The organism is Nocardia sp. AB354, assembly GCF_049538315.1.
In the GTDB taxonomy this organism is placed as follows: Bacteria; Actinomycetota; Actinomycetes; order Mycobacteriales; family Mycobacteriaceae; genus Nocardia; species Nocardia nova.
Genome location: NZ_JBMVFU010000018.1, coordinates 41947 through 64700, shown reverse-complemented (window position 1 = coordinate 64700; position 22754 = coordinate 41947). Strand labels below are relative to the sequence as shown.

Annotated in this window: 21 protein-coding genes; 10 read left to right on the top strand and 11 right to left on the bottom strand. The window is 69.9% G+C overall.

The genetic code is table 11. The features are described from left to right. Window positions 1-6 precede the first annotated feature (6 nt). Entirely contained in the window at window positions 7-1365 is a 1359-nt protein-coding gene (locus ACPCUW_RS24245) for a M1 family metallopeptidase (RefSeq protein ID WP_423427285.1), read from the top strand. A gap of 1 nt (window position 1366) precedes the next feature. On the opposite strand, the gene ACPCUW_RS24240 is transcribed toward ACPCUW_RS24245, so the two are convergent. Continuing rightward, window positions 1367-2206, bottom strand: coding sequence for a patatin-like phospholipase family protein (locus tag ACPCUW_RS24240; RefSeq protein WP_423427284.1), 840 nt, complete (start codon window positions 2204-2206; stop codon window positions 1367-1369). 86 nt (window positions 2207-2292) lie between these two features. Here ACPCUW_RS24240 and ACPCUW_RS24235 point away from each other — a divergent pair, with 86 nt between their 5' ends. After that, entirely contained in the window at window positions 2293-2913 is a 621-nt protein-coding gene (locus tag ACPCUW_RS24235; RefSeq protein WP_423427283.1) for a helix-turn-helix domain-containing protein, read from the top strand. A gap of 47 nt (window positions 2914-2960) precedes the next feature. Next, complete coding sequence (locus ACPCUW_RS24230) at window positions 2961-3614, top strand: enoyl-CoA hydratase-related protein (RefSeq protein ID WP_423427282.1); 654 nt, start codon at window positions 2961-2963, stop codon at window positions 3612-3614. A gap of 9 nt (window positions 3615-3623) precedes the next feature. Here the strand turns inward: ACPCUW_RS24230 and ACPCUW_RS24225 are convergent, their stop codons facing one another. Further along, window positions 3624-6599 (bottom strand): type II toxin-antitoxin system Rv0910 family toxin, encoded by a 2976-nt coding sequence (locus tag ACPCUW_RS24225; protein WP_423427280.1) that lies wholly within the window; start codon window positions 6597-6599, stop codon window positions 3624-3626. Window positions 6600-6698: 99 nt separating this feature from the next. On the opposite strand from ACPCUW_RS24225, the gene ACPCUW_RS24220 reads away from it, so the two are divergent. Beyond that, window positions 6699-7061, top strand: a complete 363-nt coding sequence (locus ACPCUW_RS24220; RefSeq protein WP_423427278.1) for an ArsR/SmtB family transcription factor — start codon at window positions 6699-6701, stop codon at window positions 7059-7061. Next, window positions 7058-7543 (top strand): SRPBCC family protein, encoded by a 486-nt coding sequence (locus tag ACPCUW_RS24215; RefSeq protein WP_063016773.1) that lies wholly within the window; start codon window positions 7058-7060, stop codon window positions 7541-7543. Before ACPCUW_RS24220 ends, ACPCUW_RS24215 begins: the two co-directional genes overlap by 4 nt. A 190-nt stretch (window positions 7544-7733) precedes the next feature. Here the strand turns inward: ACPCUW_RS24215 and mshC are convergent, their stop codons facing one another. From mshC to ACPCUW_RS24195, 4 genes are all read right to left on the bottom strand, one after another. Next, a complete protein-coding gene (gene mshC, locus ACPCUW_RS24210; protein WP_063016775.1) occupies window positions 7734-8972 on the bottom strand; it encodes a cysteine--1-D-myo-inosityl 2-amino-2-deoxy-alpha-D-glucopyranoside ligase in 1239 nt (412 codons plus the stop codon). Between the two features lie 189 nt (window positions 8973-9161). Further along, entirely contained in the window at window positions 9162-10001 is an 840-nt protein-coding gene (locus tag ACPCUW_RS24205) for an SCO1664 family protein (protein ID WP_423427275.1), read from the bottom strand. 6 nt (window positions 10002-10007) lie between these two features. Continuing rightward, window positions 10008-10592 (bottom strand): DUF3090 domain-containing protein, encoded by a 585-nt coding sequence (locus tag ACPCUW_RS24200; protein WP_062964358.1) that lies wholly within the window; start codon window positions 10590-10592, stop codon window positions 10008-10010. 24 nt (window positions 10593-10616) lie between these two features. Further along, complete coding sequence (locus ACPCUW_RS24195; RefSeq protein WP_063016787.1) at window positions 10617-11366, bottom strand: histidine phosphatase family protein; 750 nt, start codon at window positions 11364-11366, stop codon at window positions 10617-10619. A 270-nt stretch (window positions 11367-11636) separates the two neighbouring features. Here ACPCUW_RS24195 and ACPCUW_RS24190 point away from each other — a divergent pair, with 270 nt between their 5' ends. From ACPCUW_RS24190 to ACPCUW_RS24175, 4 genes are all read left to right on the top strand, one after another. Next, on the top strand, window positions 11637-12599 hold the full coding sequence (locus ACPCUW_RS24190) for an aldo/keto reductase (protein WP_063016805.1): 963 nt from the start codon (window positions 11637-11639) through the stop codon (window positions 12597-12599). 73 nt (window positions 12600-12672) lie between these two features. Then, entirely contained in the window at window positions 12673-13842 is a 1170-nt protein-coding gene (locus ACPCUW_RS24185; RefSeq protein ID WP_423427273.1) for a heme/hemin ABC transporter substrate-binding protein, read from the top strand. Window positions 13843-14219: 377 nt separating this feature from the next. After that, complete coding sequence (locus ACPCUW_RS24180; RefSeq protein ID WP_082857269.1) at window positions 14220-15224, top strand: FecCD family ABC transporter permease; 1005 nt, start codon at window positions 14220-14222, stop codon at window positions 15222-15224. Continuing rightward, window positions 15221-16078 carry a heme ABC transporter ATP-binding protein gene (locus ACPCUW_RS24175; protein ID WP_423427271.1) on the top strand — a complete coding sequence of 286 codons (858 nt, stop codon included), beginning with the start codon at window positions 15221-15223 and terminating at the stop codon, window positions 16076-16078. The genes ACPCUW_RS24180 and ACPCUW_RS24175 overlap by 4 nt, the downstream gene beginning before the upstream one ends. 8 nt (window positions 16079-16086) lie before the next feature. On the opposite strand, the gene ACPCUW_RS24170 is transcribed toward ACPCUW_RS24175, so the two are convergent. From ACPCUW_RS24170 to ACPCUW_RS24160, 3 genes are all read right to left on the bottom strand, one after another. Further along, entirely contained in the window at window positions 16087-17076 is a 990-nt protein-coding gene (locus tag ACPCUW_RS24170; RefSeq protein WP_423427269.1) for an RNA polymerase subunit sigma-70, read from the bottom strand. 23 nt (window positions 17077-17099) lie between these two features. Beyond that, window positions 17100-18092: a zinc-binding dehydrogenase gene (locus ACPCUW_RS24165; protein WP_423427267.1), complete on the bottom strand. Its 993-nt coding sequence runs from the start codon at window positions 18090-18092 to the stop codon at window positions 17100-17102. 177 nt (window positions 18093-18269) lie between these two features. Then, window positions 18270-19511 (bottom strand): epoxide hydrolase family protein, encoded by a 1242-nt coding sequence (locus tag ACPCUW_RS24160; protein ID WP_423427265.1) that lies wholly within the window; start codon window positions 19509-19511, stop codon window positions 18270-18272. 85 nt (window positions 19512-19596) lie between these two features. On the opposite strand from ACPCUW_RS24160, the gene ACPCUW_RS24155 reads away from it, so the two are divergent. Beyond that, the gene (locus ACPCUW_RS24155; RefSeq protein WP_423427263.1) at window positions 19597-20034 is read left to right on the top strand and encodes a MarR family winged helix-turn-helix transcriptional regulator; all 438 of its coding nucleotides are present in this window, start codon (window positions 19597-19599) and stop codon (window positions 20032-20034) included. Between the two features lie 41 nt (window positions 20035-20075). On the opposite strand, the gene ACPCUW_RS24150 is transcribed toward ACPCUW_RS24155, so the two are convergent. Both ACPCUW_RS24150 and ACPCUW_RS24145 read right to left on the bottom strand, forming a co-directional pair. Next, the gene (locus ACPCUW_RS24150; RefSeq protein WP_245925637.1) at window positions 20076-22226 is read right to left on the bottom strand and encodes an MMPL family transporter; all 2151 of its coding nucleotides are present in this window, start codon (window positions 22224-22226) and stop codon (window positions 20076-20078) included. After that, a complete protein-coding gene (locus ACPCUW_RS24145; protein ID WP_030516907.1) occupies window positions 22178-22711 on the bottom strand; it encodes a hypothetical protein in 534 nt (177 codons plus the stop codon). Before ACPCUW_RS24145 ends, ACPCUW_RS24150 begins: the two co-directional genes overlap by 49 nt. Window positions 22712-22754 lie beyond the last annotated feature (43 nt).

The following is a 22754-nucleotide window of genomic DNA, read 5'->3' as shown; positions in this document are numbered from 1 at the left end:
TCGTCGGTGAAGCTGGGCAAAGGTGGCGCCGAGGCGCCGATCGACGACTATCTGCCGCAGAACGGCAACCGCGGCTATCGGGTCTCGCGTTACGAACTGGACCTGGTGTACAAGGTCGCCGCCAACCGGCTGACCGGGCGGGCCACCATCACGGCGGTGACCACCGCGGTGCAACCGCGGTTCGCGCTGGATCTGTCGCAAACGCTCAGTGTGGCAAAGGTTTTCGTCAACGGCGCCAAACCCGCCAAATACACCCACACCCGCGGGAAGCTGACGATCACACCCGCGCGCCAGGTCCCGCCGGGCGCGGCACTGTCAATCGTGGTGCACTACGGCGGCACCCCGAAACCCGTGCGCGGGCCGTGGGGTGAGGTCGGCTGGGAGGAACTCACCGACGGTGTGCTCGTTGCGAGCCAGCCCAACGGCGCGGCGTCCTGGTTCCCGTGCGACGATCATCCCAGCTCCAAGGCGAGCTACCGGATATCGATCACCACCGATTCCCCGTATCACGCGCTCGCCAACGGCGTGCTGACCGCTCGCACCACCAAATCCAGCCAGACCACCTGGGTGTACGAGCAGTCCGAGCCGATGGCCTCCTATCTGGCCACCATCCAGATCGGTCCCTATCGCGCCCACCGCATCGACGCCGGACGCCTCACGAAGGTGCCGATGACCGCGGTGCTACCGCCGCGGCTGCGCACCGCCTTCGACCACGACTTCGCCCGGCAACCACAGATGATGGCCGAATTCGAGCGCCGGTTCGGGCCTTACCCGTTTCCCGGCTACACCGTCGTCGTCACCGACGACGAGCTCGAAATCCCCATCGAGGCACAGGGATTGTCGATCTTCGGCGCCAACCACTGCGACGGGCAGCGCGGCGCGGAACGACTCATCGCGCACGAACTGGCCCACCAGTGGTTCGGCAACAGCCTCACCGTGCGGCAGTGGCGCGACATCTGGCTGCACGAGGGCTTCGCCTGCTACGCCGAATGGATCTGGTCCCAGGCCGGCGGCGGACCCAGCGCCGACCAGCTGGCCCGCGCCGCCCGCCAGAACCTCGCCCGGTCCGCGCAGGATCTCGTGATCGGCGATCCCGGGCCGGCGTCGATGTTCGACGACCGGGTGTACAAACGCGGCGCCCTCACCCTGCACGCGGTGCGCCTGCGCCTCGGCGACGACGCCTTCTTCTCCCTGCTGCGCGACTGGACCGCCCGGCACCGCTACGGCACCGTCGCCGCCGAGGACTTCACCGACCTCGCCGGCCACTACAGCCCCGCCCCGCTGCGCGAGTTGTGGGACAGCTGGCTCTACCGCGCGGCGTTGCCCGAGCTGCCGCAGCACGGGCTGGGCGCGGTCGGCAGCTGACTCAGGCGTCGAATCCGACGTCGGCCAATTGCCGTGCCGCATCGGCGGATTGGCGCAACCCGGCTTCGTAGGCAGGGGTCAGCGCGGCCGGGTTGAACACGTCGATGCCGAAGACGGCCACCGCCTCGGCATCGGGGGCGATGGAGATCTCGGTCTCCGCGCCGTGCGCGCGATCGGTGCGGGTGCGGGGGAACATGTGCGCCAGCGGTTCCATGATCACCACGATCTGCGCGCCGGCGGCCAGGTCGGCATTGAGGGCCGAGCGCACACCGCCGTCGAAATAGCGGGATTCACCGATCGGGATCGGCGGGAAGACGCCCGGGACCGAGGTACTCGCGGCCAGTGCCTGCGGCAACGTCGCCGCGGTGTCGCGGGTCCACACCTGCAGTTCGCCGGTGCCGATATCGACCGTGGTGACGCGCAGGTCGGCCTCCGGCCATTCGGTGACACCGGCCAGCCGGGCGATCCGTTCGACGTGGGCGTCGGGATCTCCGGCCTCGGTGGCCAGCGCCAATTCGCCCATGCGGCGGCGGATTTCGCGCGCGTCGCCGGGGGTGGTTCGCAATGAGAAGATCTCGGCGAGTCGGCGTGGATCCGGTGCGAACGATTCGCCGCCCGACGACCGGGTGGCCCCCAGGTGTTCCAGATCCCCGCCCGCCGCGAGCACCGCACCGACCACCGACCCCGCCGACGTGCCCACGATCCGGTCCGCGCGCGCGGGATCGATCCCGGCGGCACGCAATCCGACCATCACCCCCGCCATCCACGCGATCCCGACGGGACCGCCGCCGCCCAGTACCAATGCGGTGCGGAATCGGTCGGGCGAGAGTGCGGCACACATGAGCGCGACACTACCGGCGCGCTCTCCGCCGCGCATGTGGCGCACACCACCGAGTAATAGAGCAACTGCTCTGTTATGGTGAGGTCGTGCCCCGCCCCCGCATCCACGACCTCGATGTCGTTCTCGACCATGCCGAAGCGCTCGCCGTGGCCGCGGGTGTGCCCGCCGTGACGATTCGCGCGGTCGCGGCTGCCAGCGGCATGTCGAACGGGGCGATCTACCACAGTTTCGGCTCGCGCGCGCAACTGGTGGCGCGCATGTGGATTCGCGCCGCGCTCCGGTTCCTGGACGTGCAGAACGAACTCGTCGACGAGGCGCTGGCGGAGGGGTCCGGCAGCGAGGCCGCCGTGCAGGCGGTGGTGCGCGCGGCCGAGGCGCCCGCGGAGTTCGCCGCACGGTATCCGGCCTCGTCCCGCCTGGTGACGATGCTGCGGCACGACGAGGTGCTCGCCGCGGAGCTGCCCGAGAGTGTGGCCGCCGAGGTGCGCGCACAGCACCGCGGGCTCGTCGCGGTGATGCGGAGGTTGTCGGCGCACCTGTGGCAGCGCGAGGACCGGCGCGCGGTCGAGGTGATCACCGCCTGCATCGTCGATCTGCCCACCGCGCTGTTGCTGTCGCGTGACCGCCTCGCCGACCCCGACACCCGGACGCGGTTGCGGGCCGCCGTCCGTGCCGCCGTCAGCGCCGGACCACCACCGAAACACTGACCCCCACACCACAAACCGGCTACCACCGAAACACCGAAGGAGATCCGATGTCCCCCGCTCTCACCTACCGTGACACCGTCGCCGTCCTCGACCTGGGCGCCGGCGAGAACCGCTTCTCACCCGAGTTCCTCGCCGCCGTGAACGCTCACCTCGACACCGTGCTCGCCGATGGCGCCACCGGATTGATCACCACCGCGAGCGGCAAGTTCTACTCCAACGGACTCGACCTGGAGTGGCTGGGCGCCCACGGCGAGCGCGCCCCGTGGTACGTCGAACAGGTGCAGGGGCTGCTGGCGCGGGTGCTCACGCTGCCGGTGCCGAGTGTGGCGGCCCTGCCCGGTCATGCCTTCGGCGCCGGCGCGATGCTGGCCCTCGCGCACGACCAGCGGGTCATGCGCGCCGATCGTGGCTACTTCTGCTTCCCCGAGGTCGACATTCGCGTGCCGTTCACCCCGGCGCTGGCCGCGCTCGTACAGGCCAAGCTGTCGGCCGAAGCCGTCACCGCCGCGGTGCTCACCGGACGACGATTCGGCGGGGCCGAAGCCCACGAATACGGCCTGGTCGACGCCACCGCCGCCGCGGGCACGGAGGTCGAGACCGCCGCCGCGCTGCTGGCGCCGCTCGGCGCCAAGGACCAAGGCACATTGGGATCGATCAAATCGGTGTTCTACGCCGGCGCCTACACCGCGTTGACCGCCTGATCGCGCTGCTCAGCGGCCCTTCCACTCGGGCGTGCGCTTCTGCGCGAACGCCAGCACACCCTCGGCCGCATCCTCCGACGACAGCGCACTGCCCGACACCTCGAGCTGGCGCGTGAACGCGATATCGGTGGACCAGTCCGGTGATTCGTCGATGATGCGTTTACTCGCCGCCAGACTCAGCGGCGCGTTCACCGCGATCCGCTGCGCCAGCTCCAGTGCGGCGTCGAGGGCCTTCCCCGATTCGGTGACCTGATTGACCAGTCCCAGTGCCGCCGCGCGTTCGGCGGAGATGGGATCACCGGTCAGCGCCAGCTCCATCGCCACCGCCCGCGGTAACCGCTGCGCCAGCCGCAAGACGCCACCGCCGACAGCCACCAGTCCGCGTTTGACCTCGGGGATCCCGAACGTCGAATCCTGTGCTGCCACCACGAGATCGGCGGCCAGCGCCAGTTCGCAGCCACCGGCCAGGGCCGGTCCCTCGACCGCCGCGATCAACGGCTTCACCGGTGGTTTCGCGGTGATACCGAGCGGGCCGCGCTTCTCGGTCATCGGCGTCTCGCCGCGCGAGGCGGCCTTGAGATCCATTCCGGCGCAGAAGTATCCGCCCGCGCCGGTGATGATCGCGACCTGCGCCGACGGATCTGCCTCGTAGGCGTCCAGGGCCCGTTCCAGCCCGAGGGCGGTGGCCAGATTGACGGCATTGCGCACCTGCGGGCGGTTCAAGGTGATGATCGTGACCGGGCCGCGGCGCTCCACCAGCACCGGCGGGGCGGGCGGGGCCGGCAACTCCACCCGCTCGCGCCCCTCGACGCTGATGTCGTGCCCGGACACCGTCACCGGCAGGCCCAGCAGATCGCTGTCGACCAATTGCGTGATCAGCTCGGAATCGGTGTTGCGCAGCAGAATCCGGCCGCCCGCGGGTTCGATCAGGCTCACAATCGCCGCTTCCGGCTGCCCGTCGCGAGCGTAGGAGACGGTGTAGGCCTCCACCACCGCGGGCCCGTCGTGGGTGCTGCGGGCCGAGCGCGCCGGCGGATTCTCGATGATCGGGCGCAGATGCCGGTACGGCCGGGCGGGCGGCAGCGACGAGTACACGCCCAGAGCGTGTTTGGTGACGTACCAGCCCAGCGAACTCGCCAGGCCGAAGGTGCCCGGTTCCGCGCGCAACCGCGCCACCATCGTCGCCACCGCGTGGCCGCCGTAGTTGTTACCCGGACCGCCGCCGAAGGTCAGTCCGCCGGTCACCGACAGCGGACGGGCCGGATCGTCGATCGCCAGCCCCAATTCGCGCGCGGCGATCTGCACCGCCACCGGGAAGCAGGCGTAGAGATCCACGTGGGTCAGCGCCTCGACGCCGATGCCGCTGTGCTCGAGCACCGCCCGGCCCAGCGTCGCGATCGCCGGTGAGGCCGCCAGTTCGGCACGTTCACTGGTGAACCACTCGTCGTGCCCGGATGCGCCGGCGTGGATGAAGATCCACTTGTCCTGCGCGATTCCGGCCTCCTGCGCGGCCGCGGCACTGCACACCACGATGCCGCTGGCCATATCGACGGTCAGATTCGCGCATTCCAGTTTGGTGTAGGGCGTGGAAACCATGCGATTGTCCGGACCGGGGGTGGCGATCCGGTCGGCGTCGAATTCCTCGGGCTGCCAGGCGTATTCGTTGCGCGCCGCCACCGCCGACAGCCGCGACCAGAGTTCGGCCACGGCCTCGGCGTGATCGCCGGGGCTGCGGCCCAGCCGATGCCGGTTCGCCGACTCCAGCAGGGCGTACATGTTGATCGGCGCGATCAGGCCCGCCGCGGTCTCGGCCGGATTGTTGGCCGGTTTGTCGATGCCGATCGAGCGGGTCGGCGCGACCTCGGAACCCTGCTGCGGCCACGACAGCTCCACACCGGCGCGCTGCGCGGCGGCCTGCGTGGCTCCGGCCTCCGCGCCGGTGACCAGCACCATGTCGTACTCACCGGCCGCGATCGCCGCCGCGGCCTCGTTGATCACCAGCTGACCGCCGTCGCCGCCGAAGGGACTCGACTGCGCGGTGTCGACATCGCCCACACCCAGGCGCTGCGCGATCACCGCCCCCATATCCCGGTACTGCCACGACGTGCACGCCACCGCGAACACCGCGTCCGCGCGGCGCAGCAGGTCCTCTCCGGCGCCGGTATCGGCCGCGGCGCGCCGCAACGCGGTCACCGCGAGCGCGGCCGGATCGCCGTAACCGGAATCCGGTGTGCGCTGGGTGATCTGCCCGACGCCCACCAGCACGGGGGTCCGGGGATCGATCTCGGTGCCCGAGGCGCGATGTCGAATGGGCTGTGCCGCACGCTTTTTCACCGGTCCGGCCGCGGCGATCGCGTCGGGTAGCCGGGCCAGGGACTGCTCCATCGCCTCACCGAGGCTGCGGGCCACCGACGCGCCCAGCGGGCCCTCGACCGGCGGGCCGCCGAGCCCGGCATCGAAGTACACCGTCGCCTCGTCGCCGGCACCGGCGACGGTCAGCCAATACCCCATCCGCACTCCCTGCGGACCCTCGCCGCGCAGCGCGAAACCGCGCTCGCCGGCCTCGACGACCGTCCAGCGCAACTCGGCGGGGATGCCCATCACCAGCGCCTGCTGCGTGAACGTCAGGCCCTCGCGCACAGCGCCGGGTGCCTCGCCCCGCCAGCCGGCGTGCAGGGTGAACCAGTCGGCCAGCCGGTTCAGATCCGAGAGATAGGCTGCCACGGCATCGGGTGCCACCCGAATGCCGCGGCGGGCATGTGCGGACCGGGCATAGTCGCTCACACCGGCGGGCGTGAGATAACCGTCTGCCTCTTCGGCCGGTGTGGCCGCCGGGGCGGAGTGCGATCGAGCGGCGCCGATCAGGCCGGTGATCAGGTCACGCGCGATGCGCGGATCCTTGCGCACCGCCGCGAACAGGGCATTTCCCGCCTCGAGCTTGGTGCGTGCGGCGCGGATTCGATCCGATCCCGGCAATGGCGACACCGACAACCTCCTTGTTGCGTCCCGAGACAATTAATCACCCGCTCTTTCGGGGCGTCAAAGACTTGTGACCTGCGTTACGTAAGTCTAGACTTACGGTTCGTGGGGACTTACCAAGATGGTGCGCTCGACGCTCTCGGGGATCCGACCCGGCGAGCGATCTTCGAACGACTCGGGCGCGGACCCTGCGCCGTCGGTGAGCTGGCCGCCGAACTCCCGGTCAGCCGTCCGGCGGTCTCTCAGCACCTGAAAGTGCTCAAACAAGCGGGGCTGGTGGTCGACGAGGCGATCGGCACCCGCCGGATCTACCGGCTCGATCCGAACGGCATCGACGCCCTGCGCGGCTACTTCACCCGGTTCTGGACGACGGCGATGTCGTCGTTTCGCGACCGGGCCGAGGCCGCCGCACGCGCTCAATCGATCGAAACAAGCAGCGGGACAATCATATTCGAGGAGCAGTCATGACACAGCAAACCAGCGAGACCCAGGTCCGCGTCGAACTCACCGTCGAGGCGCCCATCGACACCGCCTTCGACGTCTTCACCACCGGCATGGACAGCTGGTGGCCCCGCGAACACCACATCGGTGCGGGGCCGCTGGCCGAAGTGGTGGTCGAACCCCGCGTCGGCGGACGGTTGTTCGGCCGCGAAGCCGACGGCACCGAATGCCCGTGGGGTCGCGTCCTCGTGTGGGACCGTCCCGGACATTTCGCGTTCTCCTGGGACATCTCCCTGGACTGGAAATACCAGCCCGACCCGGCCCTGACCAGCCGCGTCGATGTCACCTTCACCCCTGTCGATTCCACCCACACCGCCGTCACTCTCGTGCACGGTGACTTCGCCAACCACGGCGAGGGGTGGGAATCCATGCGCGACGCGGTCGGCTCGCCGGGCGGCTGGCCCGGACTGGCGGACACCTACGCACGCGCCGCCGCGGCCGCTGCCTGAACTGCTGCGCGCACTTCCGCGCCCCCATCGCGAGGCGGCGGCAGTGGTGAATCGGTTCAGCGCTGAGGTAAACGATCACAGCTGATCCGCAGGTGCGACACCTGCGGATCAGCTGTCCGGCCTCGAGCCGCGGCGGCCTACTGCCTGCAGTCGTTGCGCATGTGCAGCCAGTGCACCGCGCACCCTCTGTTCAGAGAGTAACGCCCAGCAGGGCATCGACGGCCGTGCGAACCAGGCCCGGCGCCGCGGTGTCCGGCCCGCCGTAAGTCAGGGCCTGCTGCACCCAGCTGTCCACGGCGGCAAGGGCTTTCGGAGTGTCCAGATCATCGGCCAGATGCTGACGCAACCGCGCGACCGTCTCCTCGGCCCCCGGACCCGACTCCAGCGCCGCCGCCTGCCGCCAGCGCGCGAGCCGCTGCTGCGCCTGCTCGAGCACCGCATCCGACCACTGCCGATCGGTGCGGTAGTGGTCGGCGAACAGGCCCAGCCGGATCGCCGACGGATCCACGCCCGCGCGCCGCAACTTCGACACGAACACCAGATTGCCCCGCGACTTGGACATCTTCTCGCCGTCCAAGCCGATCAACCCGGCATGCACGTAGTGCCGGGCGAAGCGCCGATGCGACACCAGCGCCTCGGCGTGCGCGGCCGAATACTCGTGATGCGGGTAGATCAGATCGCTGCCGCCACCCTGAATGTCGAATTCGGGGCCGAGCCGGTTCAACGCGATAGCCGCACACTCGATATGCCAGCCCGGGCGGCCCTCGCCGAACGGCGCCGGCCACGACGGCTCACCCGGCCGCGCCGCCCGCCACAACAGCGCGTCGATCGGGTCGCGCTTACCCGGGCGCTCCGGATCGCCACCGCGCTCGGCGAACAGCCGATCCATCGTGGCCCGGTCGTAGCCGGATTCGTAGCCGAACTGCTCGGTGGCGTCGTGGCGGAAGTAGATGTCGCGGTATTCGGCGTCGTCGACCACATACGCCGCCCCGGCGGCCAGCAGTTTGTCCACCAGTTCGACGACCTCGCCGACCGATTCGATCGCGCCGATGTAGTCGCGCGGCGGCAGCACCCGCAGCTGCGCCATATCCTCGCGGAACAACTCGATCTCGCCGGTGCCGAGTTCGCGCCAGTCCACCCCGTCGCGCTCGGCCCGCTCGAACAGCGGATCGTCGACGTCGGTGATGTTCTGTACGTAGTGCACCTCGTGGCCGCCGTCGCGCAGGATCCGGTTGACCAGATCGAAGGCCAGATAGGTCGCCGCGTGCCCCAGATGCGTGGCGTCGTAGGGTGTGATGCCGCAGACATACATGGTGGCGGTCGCGCCGGGCGACACCGGGCGCACCTGCCGGTCGGCGGTATCGAACAACCGCAACGGCGGTCCGGATCCGGGGACGGCGGGAACGGAGATTTCGGACCAGGACTGCATGATTCGAGGGTAAGGGTCCGGGCGGGCACCTCGCCCGCCGCCCCCGGCTACCGGGGCCGTCGCGGGGTGTTCGCCACCACATCCGACCTCGGCCGGGGTCAGCGGCGTGGCGAAGTCAACCGTTGTACGCCGCGCGCACCGAATGCGGCACGCACGTCGGCGGATCGGCGCGACCGGATTCGCGCCGGCTCAGAACGCGGGCCAGGGAATGGGGCGAGAGCTGATCGGTTGCGGTAGCACCGGATCGTTCAGCAGCTCGCGGGCCCGCGCCTCCAGGGCCTCGATCTCGTCGTCGGTGATGTGCTCGGCCAGCGCCGAACCGATCGGACCCGAAAGCCGGTCGGCGAACACGGCGATGTCACCGAGCAGTTCCTCCCCCACCGGCTCACCCGCCCAGCCCCACAGCACCGTGCGCAATTTCGGTTCGCTGTGCAGGCAGATCCCGTGGTCGACCCCGTAAACACCGCCGTCGACGCCTTCGAGGGCGTGCCCGCCCTTGCGGTCGGCGTTGTTGAGCAATACGTCCAGCACCGCCATTCGGCGCAGTCGCGGATCGTCGGCATGGACGAGTGACACGCGCGCACCCGTGCCGTCCACCGCCCGCAGCACTTCCCGGAACCCGGCGGGCACCGCACCGGCGGGCACCAGATCCACCAGATCCAGGCGCTCCGGCGCCGCCTCACCCGGGTCGACGGTCTCGATCCAGCGCTGCACCATGCCGGGCCCCAGCGGACCCTCCCGCAGAATCGTCTCCGGAATCACCGACCACCCCAGCGCCGCCGACACCAGATATGAGGCCACCTCGCGCCCGGCCAGCGTGCCGTCGGGGAAATCCCACAGCGGACGCTCCCCGCGCACCGGCTTGTACACCACCCGCAGCGGCTCCGCGCCACCGTCGACCGGCGGGTCGATCTCACACACCAGGGTCAGGTTGCTGGCGGTGGTCACCCGCCCGATGATCGACAACTCACCGCTGTAGAGGCCGTCGCGGGCCGCGCCCTCGTCTGCGGTCGCCGCGCGCGTGGTCACCGGTCCTCAGTCCTCCAGATCGGTCGCGCCGAAGATGTCGCCGCGCTTGTAACCATTGGTGCGCACACACATGTGCCCCTTGGGCGAGAGCGGTTCCCCGCACAGCGGGCACGGCGGCCGTCCGGCCGCGATCACCTTCGCCGACCGCAACGCGAATTCGCGGGCCTGCTCCGGGGTCAAGAACACCCGCACCGCGTCGGGGCCTTCCTCGGTGTCGTCGAGGACCACCGATTCGTCGACCTCGGTCTCGGTGATGGCCAGCAGTTCCACCACCACCGCGCCGGCATCGGCGTCCCAGCCCAAACCCATTGTCCCGACCCGGAATTCGGTGTCGATCGGCATCTGGAGCGGAGCCGTGTCGGAGACGTCCTCGGCCTGCGGCGGCACCGTGGCGCCGAACCGCCGCGCCACCTCGTCCAGCAGCAGACCCATCCGGTCGGCGAGCACCTTCACCTGCTGCTTCTCCAGCAGCACGCTCACCACGCGGGGTTCCTGCACGGCCTGTAGGTAGAAGGCGCGATCCCCTGGCTCACCGACGGTTCCGGCGACGAAACGGTCGGGGGTGCGAAACACATGGATTGCTCGGGCCATCTGCACCTCCTGAAACCGACTGCATCACTGATTACGCTCGTTCCCCGAATCGGGGGGATCCGCAATATTCCCATTATCCGCCCGCGGCGCGGCGCCCACCTCACCGCCGGGGACGGGCCCGGCCCGCTGCTCGGACGGTTGTGCGACCGCGGCCAGCGCCGACAGGTCGGAGCCGGTGTCGTTGACCCGCCACACGTAGGGGGCGGCCGGGGTGTAGCGGACGACGCTGATGGAGGCCGGTTCCACCACGATGCGCTGGAACCCGTCGAGATGGATGCCGAACGCGTCGGCCAGCAGCGACTTGATCACGTCACCGTGTGTGCAGGCCACCCACAGCACATCGCGGCCGTGGCGTTCGGCGAGTTCGGTGTCGATCGCGCGCACCGCGGCCACCGCCCGGTACTGCACCTGGGCCAGGCCCTCACCACCGGGAAACACCGCACCCGAGGCGTGCTGCTGCACGACCTTCCACAGCGGTTCCTTCACCAGCTCCGAGAGCAGCCGGCCGGTCCATTCGCCGTAATCCACCTCGAGCAGGCGCTCGTCGGGTTCGGGTTCGAGGCCGAGTTTGTCGGCCAGTGGCGAAACCGTGCGCGTGCAGCGCAGCAGCGGCGAATGTGCGATGTGCTCGATCGGTAACGGTGCCAGGCGTTCTGCCACCGCCAGTGCCTGCTCGGTGCCGCGCTCGGTGAGCTCGACCCCGGGACTGCGGCCGGCCAGCGTGCGCGCGGTGTTGGAGGTCGACACCCCGTGCCGCAGCAGGATCACCGTCATGGGACCAGACTAGGCGATCACCACCGCCGGGCTCGCGCCGTCACCGGCCCGCGACCTCGGCCGCCCGCCCCGGCGATGCGGAACCCGCTGGTATGCAACCTGTTTCGCTGTCGGAGGAATCGGCGACCGGGCCTGTGACTCGGCCTCCCCGCACCGGCGGGCGCTGTGGTACACCTCGCATCTTCCGGCGGTTCGCGAGTGGTATCCGTTTCCGGGACCGGTTGTGGCCCTAGGCTCGGACACTGTGACGAGAGCTGGGGCGGTGTGGTGATGGAACAGCGGGCGGTGGGCCGCAGTGGCCTGCGGGTATCGCGGATGGGGCTGGCCACCCACACCTGGGGCCGGGAAACCGATGCCGAGGACGCGGCGGCGCAGCTGGTGGCCTTCGTGGAGGCCGGCGGAACGCTGGTCGACACCTCGCCGGTGTATCAGGGCGGCGCCGCGCAACGCATGCTCGGCGAGCTCGTGGGTGAGCTGGTGCCGCGCGACGATCTGGTGATCAGCGGGTGTGCGGGCCTGGTGCCGGTGCCCGGGGTCACCGATCCCGACGGCGGACCCGCGGCCGGCATCCACTGGAGTGTGGACGCGTCGCGACGCACCCTGATGCGTCAACTCGACCGCACCCTCGCCGAACTGGGCACCGACTATCTCGACATCTGGAGTGTGGCGGCCTGGGACCGGCACACCCCGCTCGACGAGATCGCGGCCACCCTCGACCATGCCGTGCGCTCGGGCAAGGTGCGCTACGCGGGGGCGCGCGGCCTGAGCGCCTGGCAGCTGGCCACCCTGGCCTCGGCGGCCCCGATCGTGGCCGCGCAGTCGCCCTATTCGCTGTTGGCACGCGGTGCCGAAGCCGAACTGCTACCGGCGGCCGGGCACCACGGGGTCGGGTTGATCGCGGCCTCACCGCTGGCCGGTGGCATCCTCACCGGCAAATATCGCGACGGTGTGCCCGCCGACTCGCGTGGCGCCGACGAGGCGACCGCAGCCGAAATCCGCGAACGTCTCGACGAACACGCCACCCGGGTGGTGGACGCGGTGGTCACCGCGGCCGACGGGCTGGGCACCTCGCCCCTGGCGGTGGCGGCGGCCTGGCTGCGCGACCGGCCGGGCGTCGCGTCGATGATCGTCGGCGCCCGCGATATCGGTCAGCTCACCGGCGTTCTCGCCGCGGAAACGCTGGAACTTCCGCGGGCGATCGCGGCCGCTCTCGACGACGTCAGCGGTATCTGAGCGGCCGCGCCGGCGGGACGTGCGCGCACAGGGCGGTGACAACCGGCCCGCGCGACCACTTAGGCTTGCCTACATGAGGTGTCTCGACGTCCGATCGGCCCGCATCGCCTCCGCCGCACCGGCGGGGCCCACCGAGCCGGGCGCGCCGGCGCTGAGGTTCGCGACGACCGCACGGAACCGTTCGGCATCGACCGAGCCGGGTGGACGGCAGCGGCCGGCCCGGGGCGGCACCCGGTGGCTGCTCACGGTGCTCGCGGTGCTCGCGGTCGTGCTGCTCGCCGGAGTCACCACCGCGTGCGGGGGCAGCGGCGCCTCGGGCGAGCAGCAGGGCGCGATCACCGCGACGCTGGCGAATCCGGATCCGACGCCGATCGGCCCCGAGCCGGTACCCGCGCTACCGGTCACCGTGCGCTCGTTCGACGGCGCCGAGGTCACCGTCACCTCCGCGGACCGGATCGTGGCCGTGGACCGCTACGGCACCCTGGCCCAGACCGTGTGGGCGCTGGGCCTGGGCTCCAAACTGGTGGGCCGCTCGACCTCGGCGGCCTTCCCCGCGGTGCGCGACGTGCCCAACGTGGCGGGCGGCAACGGCAGCATCAACATCGAAGCCGTTGCCGCGCAACGGCCCACGGTGTTTCTCACCGACACCACCAGCGCCACCCCCACCATGCGTGATCAGCTGCGCGCGCTCGGCATCACGGTTGTGTACTTCGACCCGCAGCGCACCATCGACGGTGTCGGCCCGCAGATCCGGTCGGTCGCCGACGCCTTGGGCGTCCACGACCAAGGAGTGAAGCTGGCCGAGCGCACGCACGCCGAGATCGCCGCGGCCACCGCCGCGATGCCGAAACGCCAGCCGCCGTTGAAGATCGGATTCGTCTACCTGCGCAGCACCGCGATCACCATGCTCGCCGGGCCCGGCTCGGGCGCCGATTCGCTGGTGGCGGCACTGGGCGGCGTCGACGCCGGAACCGCGGCGGGACTGACCGAACCGTTCACCACCATCACCAGCGAGGCGATGATCAGCGCCGCACCGGACGTGCTGCTGGTGATGTCGGACGGGCTGAAATCGGTCGGCGGCGTCGACGGCCTGGAGAAGGTGCCCGGGGTCGCCCAGACGCCGGCCGGGCGCGATCACCGCGTCGTCGACATGTCCGATGCGGTGCTGCTCAGCTTCGGACCCGAAACCGGGCATGTGCTCGAAGCGCTGTCGAAGGCCGTCTACGGCACCCAGCCCGCATGAGTCCCGGCGATTCGCCCGGTGAGGACTCGGCCGCCGATCCCGGTCTGCGACCGTCCGGACCGAATGTGGCACCTTCTGCGGGATCCGTTGCGGCACAACATATCTCGGACCTGCCCGGTGCCGAGTCGAGCGCGAACGGCGCATCCGAACCGGAGAACGGTGCGGGCGCAGGCACTTCCGGGCCCGATGCGCTCAGCGGCCGGAGCGCCGAACGGTCGACGGTCGCACCTTCGGCCGGGACCGGCGGCGGTGCGGCTTCCGGCACGCAGCGGGCAGAACCGCATCCGAGGTCCAACTCGGCCGCTTCCGCTCCGGGCGACGCCGTCGTCGGTCCGCGCACACCGCGCCGCTGGTCCCGCATCACCGTCGTCTTCGCGATGTCGATCGCACTGCTGGTGATCCTGGCGCTGATCTCGGCCGCTGTCGGGCAGGTCCCCACGACCCCGCTCGAGGTGGCCGGCAGTGTGCTGCACCGGATCGGGCTCGACTGGGGGCCGATGCCGCACCACCCCGCCGGTGAGGTCACGCTGTGGGAGGTCCGGTTCCCGCGGGTGGTGCTGGCGATGCTGGTCGGGGCTGCGCTGGCGACCGCCGGAGCGCTGCTGCAGGGTGTGTTCGCCAATCCTTTGGCCGAACCCGGCGTGATCGGTGTGTCCGCGGGCGCGGCCGTCGGGGCGGGTGTGGTGATCGTGGTCGGTGGCGCGTTCGTGGCGGCCTGGTCGGTCGCCGGAGGCGCGTTCGTCGCCGGACTGGGGACCACACTCGCGGTGTATCTGCTGTCGCGTTCGGGCGGGCGCACCGAAACCGTCACGCTGGTGCTGACCGGTGTCGCGGTCAACGCCTTCGCCGGCGGTCTGATGTCGTTTCTGCTGTTCACCGCCTCCCCCGCGGCGCGCGATCAGATCGTCTTCTGGCAGATGGGCAGCCTGAACGGCGCCACCTGGCAGGCGGTGGCCGTGGTGGCGCCGCTGGCCGCGCTGGGTGTGGCGGCGGCGGTCGCGATGGCGCCGCGCCTGGATCTGCTCGCCCTCGGCGAATCGGCGGCGCGGCACCTCGGTGTCGACGTGGAACGCTTGCGGCGCAACGTGATCGTCGTCGTCGCGATCCTCGCCACCGCCGGGGTGGCCTTCACCGGCATCATCCTGTTCGTCGGATTGGTCGTCCCGCACGTGGTGCGCATGCTCGTCGGTCCCGCGCACCGGGTGCTGATCCCGCTATCAGCGATCCTCGGCGCGGTGGTGCTGCTGGCCGCCGACATCGGGGCCCGGACCCTGGTCCACAACGCCGATCTCCCCCTGGGCATGCTGACCTCGCTGGTCGGCGGGCCGTTCTTCTTCTGGCTGCTGCGGCGCACTCGCGCCCGATCGGGAGGCTGGGCATGAGCGGCGCCGGAACGGCACGCGTGCGCGCACTGATCCGCACACTTCGCCCTGCCCACGGTCTTCCGGAACCGACACCGCGCGGTGCGGTGACCCTGCGAGCGCGCGGCATCGATATCGCGCGCGGCGGGCGGCCGGTGCTCGAATCGGTCGACATCGACGTCGTCGCCGGGCAGATCCTGGCACTGGTGGGTCCCAACGGCGCGGGCAAGTCGACGCTGCTGGCCGCGCTGTCGGGCGAACTCGAACCGGCAAGCGGCACAGTCGAACTCGACGGCCGACCGGTCACCGATTGGACTCCCACCGATATGGCGCGCCGCCGCGCGGTGCTGCCGCAGAACCACACCGTCGGATTCCCGTTCACGGTGCGCGAGGTCGTCGCCATGGGCCGCTCTCCCTGGGCGCGAACCCCGCGCCAGGAATTCGACGACCGGCTGATCGCCGCCGCGCTGGCCGCCACCGATATGGAACATCTCGCCGCACGGCCGTTCCCGGCGCTTTCCGGTGGTGAGCGTGCCCGCGCGGCACTCGCCCGGGTGCTGGCTCAGGACACCGAGACGTTGCTGCTCGACGAGCCCACCGCCGCATTGGATCTCGGCCATCAGGAACAGGTGCTGCGTCTGGCCGCGGCCCGCGCCGGCGAGGGCGCGGCGGTCGTGGTCGTACTGCACGATCTGGGCCTGGCCGCCGCCTACGCCGACCGCGTCGCCGTGCTCGACGCGGGCCGCCTCGCCGCTGTCGGCCACCCGCGCGAGATCCTCACCACCGACCTGCTGACCCGCGTCTACCGTCACCCCGTCGAGGTCATCGACCACCCCGTCACCGGCGCCCAGCTGGTCCTGCCCGTGCGACGCTGAACCCCCGTTCAGTCCGCGAGCACGTCCGGGTGGCCGAACAGTGCGACCAGCGCCGGATCGTGGAACTTCACCACCCGCGATACCCCGGTGGCGGTCGCCGCCAGCACCACGATCCCGTCCGCACGCAGCAGGCCGTTCGCGGCCCGGTGATAGACGACGGCGGCGGGCTGTCCGTTGGCGGTGGTGGCGACCATCCGCCACCGGCCGGGCACACCCAGCACGTAGGTGTCGAGCATGCGGAGGCAGTGCGCCCGCCCGGCCTGCCAGTCGCGGAACGGGGTCGCCTCCAGCGTGGCATCGGTGCGCAGCACCTGTTCCAGCAGCGCGACGTCGGACCGCTCGAAGGCCGCGATGTAGCCGTCGAGCAGTGCCCGTGCGCGCCGGTCGGTGGGTTCCAGTAGTTTCTCGGGTGCCGGGTCCAGTTCGTCGAGGCGGGCGCGGGCGCGTTGCAGTCCGCTTTTCACCGCCGCCGTCGTGGTCCCGAGAATCTCCGCGGTCTCGGCCGCGGAAAAAGTCAGCACCTCGCGCAGCAGGAGGATGGCGCGCTGGCGCGCGGGCAGGTGCTGCAGACTCGCGACCAGCGCCAGCCGCAGCGATTCGCGTGCGACCACCACCGCTTCCGGATCGTCGGCAGTCGCGATCCAGCCGTCCGGAAGCGGTTCCAGCCATGAAACCTCGCCTGCCGCAACATATCTCGGCGGGTTGCCCGACTCGTTGTCCGGACCGCCGAGTCCCGAGGGCAGTACCCGCGTGTGATGCGAGGTCCTCGCGGTGAGGCAGACATTGGTAGCGATCGTGTACAGCCACGACCGCATTGACGCCCGGCCCTCGAACCCGGCGTAGGAACGCCAGGCCCGAAGGTAGGTCTCCTGCACCAGATCCTCGGCATCCTGTGCCGAACCGGCCATGCGATAGCAGTGCGCCAGCAACTCCCGGCGGTAGCGCTCGGAGTCGGCGGCGAACCGGTCCCGGTCGGCCGTGCGCACATGCGCGGTCATATCGCCGAGTGTAGGAGCCGTGATCACGGCCGCAGCGCCAGTTTGCCGACGGTCGCGCGAGCCTCCAGTTCGGCCAGCACCTTCGGGCCCTCGGCCAAGTCGTAGACCGTGGGCCGGGCCGGTTCGACCACGCCGGCGGCGACGAGGGCGAACACCTCCGCCATGACCGCGCCGAAGATTTCGGGCGCCGCCTGGATCAGCACGCCGATGTTGAGGCCGATGAGCTGAATCTGGTGTTCGTAGATCAGCTGCCGATTGCTGATCGTGGCATCGCCACCGGCCGCGCCGAAGACGACCACCCGGCCGGTGACCCGTTTGGTCGCGGCGAGGGTATCCGCGAAAACCGAACCGCCCGCGGATTCGAGCACCAGATCGGCGCCGGCGCCGCCGGTCAGCTCCCGCACCTCGGCGGCCAGGTTCTCGCCGCGCGAGTCCAGAACGTGGTCGGCGCCCAGCTCGCGCACGAGGTCGTGTTTGCCGGGCGCCGCGGCGGCGATGACCGTCGCCCCGAAGTGTTCGGCGAGAGTCACCGCGGCCTGTCCGGTCGCGCCCGCCGCGGCCTGGATCAGCACGGTCTCACCGGCCACGAGGCGGCCCAGCGGTTTCAGCGCGGCGAGCGCGGTAGGGAGGTTGACGGTCAGGCCCAGGGCTTGTTCGGCGGTCCAGCCCTCCGGCACCGGCACGGCCGCCGCGGCCGGAAGGACCAGGTATTCGGCGAACGCGCCTTCCCCCACGCCGGCCACGCGTGCTCCCGGCCACGGTTCGGTTACGCCCTCGCCCGTTGCCACGACCTCGCCGGCGGCTTCGAAACCGGCCGGGTACGGCGGCTGCGGGCCGCCGAGGAACGTCCCTCGGCTTTTCGAGATGTCGGCGAAGTTGACCCCGGCCGCGGTCACCCGGATCAGGATCTCGCCGCGGCCCGGGTGCGGCACCGGCGCGTCGGTGATCAGGCACGTGTCCTGCGGGCCCCGCAGGGACGTCTGGCGCAGGGCTCGCATGGTCGCGGGAACGCTCACGGCACTCTCAACTCTCTTTCTCGGCTCGTCGCGGCCCACCGGTTCGGCGCCGCCGACCATGTAGACCTCGGGTGCCGCGAAAAGGAATCGGTGGGCCGGCCCGAGTTCGCGGAGCGAACGACCTTGACGAGCCCGGCCGGTCTCTGGTTCTCGCCCCGGTGACCCGCCGCTACCGGGTCAGCGCCGCCCGCGGAAGGTGCGGCGCAGGTCGTCGATCCACAGATCCGGGATCTCCCACGGGATGAAGTGGCCACCGCGGTCGTGGACGGTGAGCTCGACGTGGTTGTACCACTGGGCGCGGTCGCCGGTGCGGAAGTTCTCGACGCGGTCCTCGGTGTCGACACCGGGCGGGTTCTCGTAGCCGACGAAGGTGATGCCGGTGGGTGCCTGAACGACCGGAAGGCGGTCGTGTGAAGGCGTCCAGGGATAGCGATTGTTGTTGGCGTAGAGGCGGATCGAGGTGCCGATGGTGTTGGTGGCCCAATAGATCGTGGCGTGGGTGAGCATATCGTCTCTGCTGAACACGGTTTCGACGTCACCGCCGTTGTCGCTCCACTTGCTCCACCGCTCCAGAATCCACGCCAGCATGCCCGCCGGAGAATCCGAGAGGGCGTGGGCGAGGGTGCTGGGGGCGAGCAGGTGCGCGGCCAGGTGGACGGCGAAACGTCTGTCCAGCTCCACGAATCGTGCGTGCACCGCCGCGGGCAGGTCGTCGGGAATCGGCCGCCCACCGCTGAAGTCCCAGGCTCGATCGCCGTTGAACAGGGTCAGTTTCAGCCCGGATCCGATGTGGATGGCGTACAACTCCTCGGCGTACTTGTGGCCGAGCTGCGCGGTGACCAGCGCGCCGACGTCGCAACCCGCGGCGGCGTATTTCTCGTACCCCAGCACCTCGGTCATCAGTGTGTGCCAGAGGTCGGCGACCTTCCAGAAGTTCAGATCGGGGCGGTCGAGCAGCGGACTGGAGAATCCGAAGCCCGGAAACGACGGCACGATCACGTCGAACGCCTCGGCCGGGTCGCCGCCGTGCGCACCCGGATCGGCCAAGGGGCCGGCGACCTTGGACCAGTGCCAGAACGTCCAGGGCCAGCCGTGCGTCAGGATCAGCGGTGTCGGATTCGGGCCGACTCCGGGTTTGCGCATGATATGGATCGGCACCCCGTCGATGTCGACCTTGTAATGCTGAAAGGTGTTGATCTCGGCTTCGGCTGCGCGCCAGTCGTATCCGCTGCGCCAGTAGTCGACGAGCTCCCGCAGATAACCGGCGGCCACGCCGTAATACCCGTCGTCGTTGCCCACGTCGTCGGGCAGGCGGGTCCGCTCCAGGCGCTGCCGCAGGTCGGCGAGCACACTGTCGGGGACGTGAATCGTCGTGGGAGTCAAGGGGAACGGTCGGGCATCGTCGGTGGTGTCGTTCATATGGCCTCCTGCGCCGTGTGAACGCCACAATTACATAAGCAACTTATTTAAGCAACTTGTATAAGTTCCGGATATAGTTGCTCGTGTGGACGACATCGATGATTTCGACGTGGACGGGTTCGCTGCGGTGATCGAGGACTTCAACCGCGTCTACATCCGCATACCGGTCCGGGAGAAGCTGCCGTTCACCACGCTGTCGGTGCTCGACACACTGGCGCAGCGGGGCCCGATGCGACTGACGGAGCTGACCGATACCGAACAGATGACCCAGCCGGGCATCACGCAACTGGTCGCGCGCCTGGAGCGCGACGGCCTGGTGCTGCGCCGCCGCGACCCCGGTGACGGGCGGGCCGTGCTCGTGCACCTCACCGAGGCCGGCCGGCAGATCCGGCGCAGCCGCCACGACGACCGGGTGTGCTATCTGGTTCCGCTGATCGGCGAACTGAGCCTCGCGCAGCGCCGGGCCTTGGCGGCCGCCCTACCCGCGCTCACCCGGCTGGCGCAGTTGGAACGGGAGCGCTGACACCGCGCATCCGTCCCGGCCCGCTGTTGCCTGCGGAAGGCTCACCGCCACACCAATTTCAGCACCGCGGGGGTCAGCAGCATGCGGATCACGGTGGCATCCAGGATCAGGGCCGCGATCATGCCGTAGGCGATGTATTTCATCAGCACCAGATCGGAGAAGCCGAACGCACCGGTCACCACGATCAGAATCGCCGCCGCCGAGGTGATCACCCCGCCGGTGTGGGCGATGCCGTAGCGGATCGCCTCCGCCGGCGGCGCCCCGCCCGCCCGTGCCTCGGCCATGCGCGATTGCAGGAACACTTCATAGTCGGTGGACAATCCGAAGAGCACCGTCACGATCAGCACCAGCACCGCGAACATCAGCGGCCCCGGGGTGAAGCCGAGCAGGCCCGCGCCGTGCCCTTCGACGAACAACCACGTCAGAATGCCCAGTGCGGCACCGAGACTCAGCGCGCTCATCAGCACGGCCTTCAACGCCAGCACGATCGAGCGGAAGGCGATGTACATCAGCACCAGGGCCGCAGTCGCCAGAATCGTTGCCAGCAAGGGTAATCCGTCGATGAGGCCGTGGATGGCGTCGCGTTCCAGGGCCGGCACCCCGGCCACCATCACCTGCACCCCGGGCGGATGCGGAATCGCACGCAGCGCCGCGATGGCGGCGTCGGCGTCGGTCTTGTGCACCAGACCGGTGGACAGCACATTGATCCCGTTGGTCGTCGGCGCCGCCGCCTCGAACGGTCCCGTCAGCCCCGGTGCGAAATTGGCTTGGAACCGGATATCGGACAACTGCTGCGGATCCGCCCCCACGACCACCAATTTCAGTGGCTCCGTGCGGAATTCGGGAAACAGCGCGTCGAATTTCTCCTGTGCCACGCGGGCCGGGTTGTCGGCCGCCAGGTATCGCTCCGACAGGCCGCCGAATTCGATGTTGCGGAACGGGATCAGCAGGAAGAGCAGTCCGGCCACCACCGGCACGATCACCCGCGCGGGATGACGCATCGCGAACAGGGCCAGCTTGGAGAAGAACCCGTTGTCGATCTCCTGGGCGCTGCGGATCCCGGCGAACCGGTGCCAGCCCCACAGATCGATGCGCCGCCCGACGATACTCAGCGCCGCCGGCAGCGCGGTCACCGACAGCAGCGCCGCCAGCAGTACCGAACTGATGCCGCCGTAGGGCACCGAGCGCAGCACCCCGTTCGGGTAGATGAACAGCGCCGCCAGGCTCACCGCGATGATCGCGGCGGAGAACAGCACCGTGCGCCCGGCCGTGGCGACCGTGCGCGCGGTCGCCTCCTCCACACTGCGCCCGGCCGCCAGCTCCTCCCGGAACCGGGTCACCGCGAACAGGCCGTAGTCGATCGCCAGCCCCAGGCTCACCAGGGTGACCACGGCGCTGGCGAAGACGTTGACGTCGATGTGGTCGGTGAGCAGGCGCATCATGCCCTGACTGCCCAGGATCGTCATCCCGCCGATGAGCACCGGCAGCAGCGCGCCGACCACGCCGCCGAACACGAAATACAGCAGCACGGCCACCACCGGCAGCGCGATCAGCTCGGCGCGGTGGATATCGTCCTGCATCCCGATGTTGATGCCCTCGACCACCGGTTGCAGACCCGCCAGCTGTACCGTCGTGCCGCCCGGTCCGCGCCCGGAACCGCCTGCGCCCAAATCCTTTTGGATGGCGAGGTAGTTGTCGACGGTGGCGGTGTCGGAGCCGTGCAGGCCGATGCTGGCGAAGGCGTGGGTGCGGGAGGCGTCGGCGAACTGCCCCATCATCGAGCCGTCGAAGTAGCTGTCGATCTTCTTGATCCGGTCCGGATACCGGTCGTGCAGATCCTTCAGGGCCGAGGCGATCGCCGTGCGGATCGGCGGATCGTCGACGGTGTGGCCGGGTGGTGCTGTGTAGAGCACGATCACGTCGGCATCGGTGTCGCGGCCGAAGGTCTGGTCGGCGAGTTTGGAGGCGACCACCGATTCGCTGTGTTCGTCGAACCACCCGCCCTGCGTCAGCCGGGAGCCCAGATCACGGCCGTAGAACCCCGAGACGGCCACGATCAGTACGAAGATCGCGAACACCAGGTAGCGATGGCGATGAACGAATCGACCCCAGCGCAGCAGAAACCCCTCGAGCATGCCGGGGGTCAGCCGCAGGCCGCGGTGCGGTAGTCGGCCGAACGCAGGATCCCGCACAGATCGTTGCGCGAGATCTTCCACTTCCCGTCGATATCGACGAAATGCACGATGGTGGTGCGCACGTTCTCGCCGCTGCCGTCCTTGTCCAGCCGCATCGTGGCGGTGAGGGTGCCGTCGTGGTTGTCGAATACCGGATCGACCACGCCGTAGACGGCGCGCGGATTGTCGTGCAGCGCCTTGTACATGTCGGGAATGGCGTCCTTGAACGCGGCGCCGTCCTCGATCAGGTCGGTGCGTTCACTGTCGGGCAGCGAGGGATCCAGTGCGCGTTTGATCTGTGAATCCAGCTGTGCGGCGGTCGGCAACGGCGGCCGGTTGGCGCTGCTGACGGCGGCCGCCTCCGAGGAGGAGGTGAGCGCGGCGTAGGCCGACGAGCGCGCCGCCGCCACCGAAGCCTCGTCGGGACCGCTGTCGCAGGCGGCGATCACCAGCGCGAGCATCGTGATTCCGAATGCGCCGTGGACCGTGCGTCGCAATGCCATTACGTCCTCGAATGTGTCGAAAGTAACCGGTGGTTCCTACAGT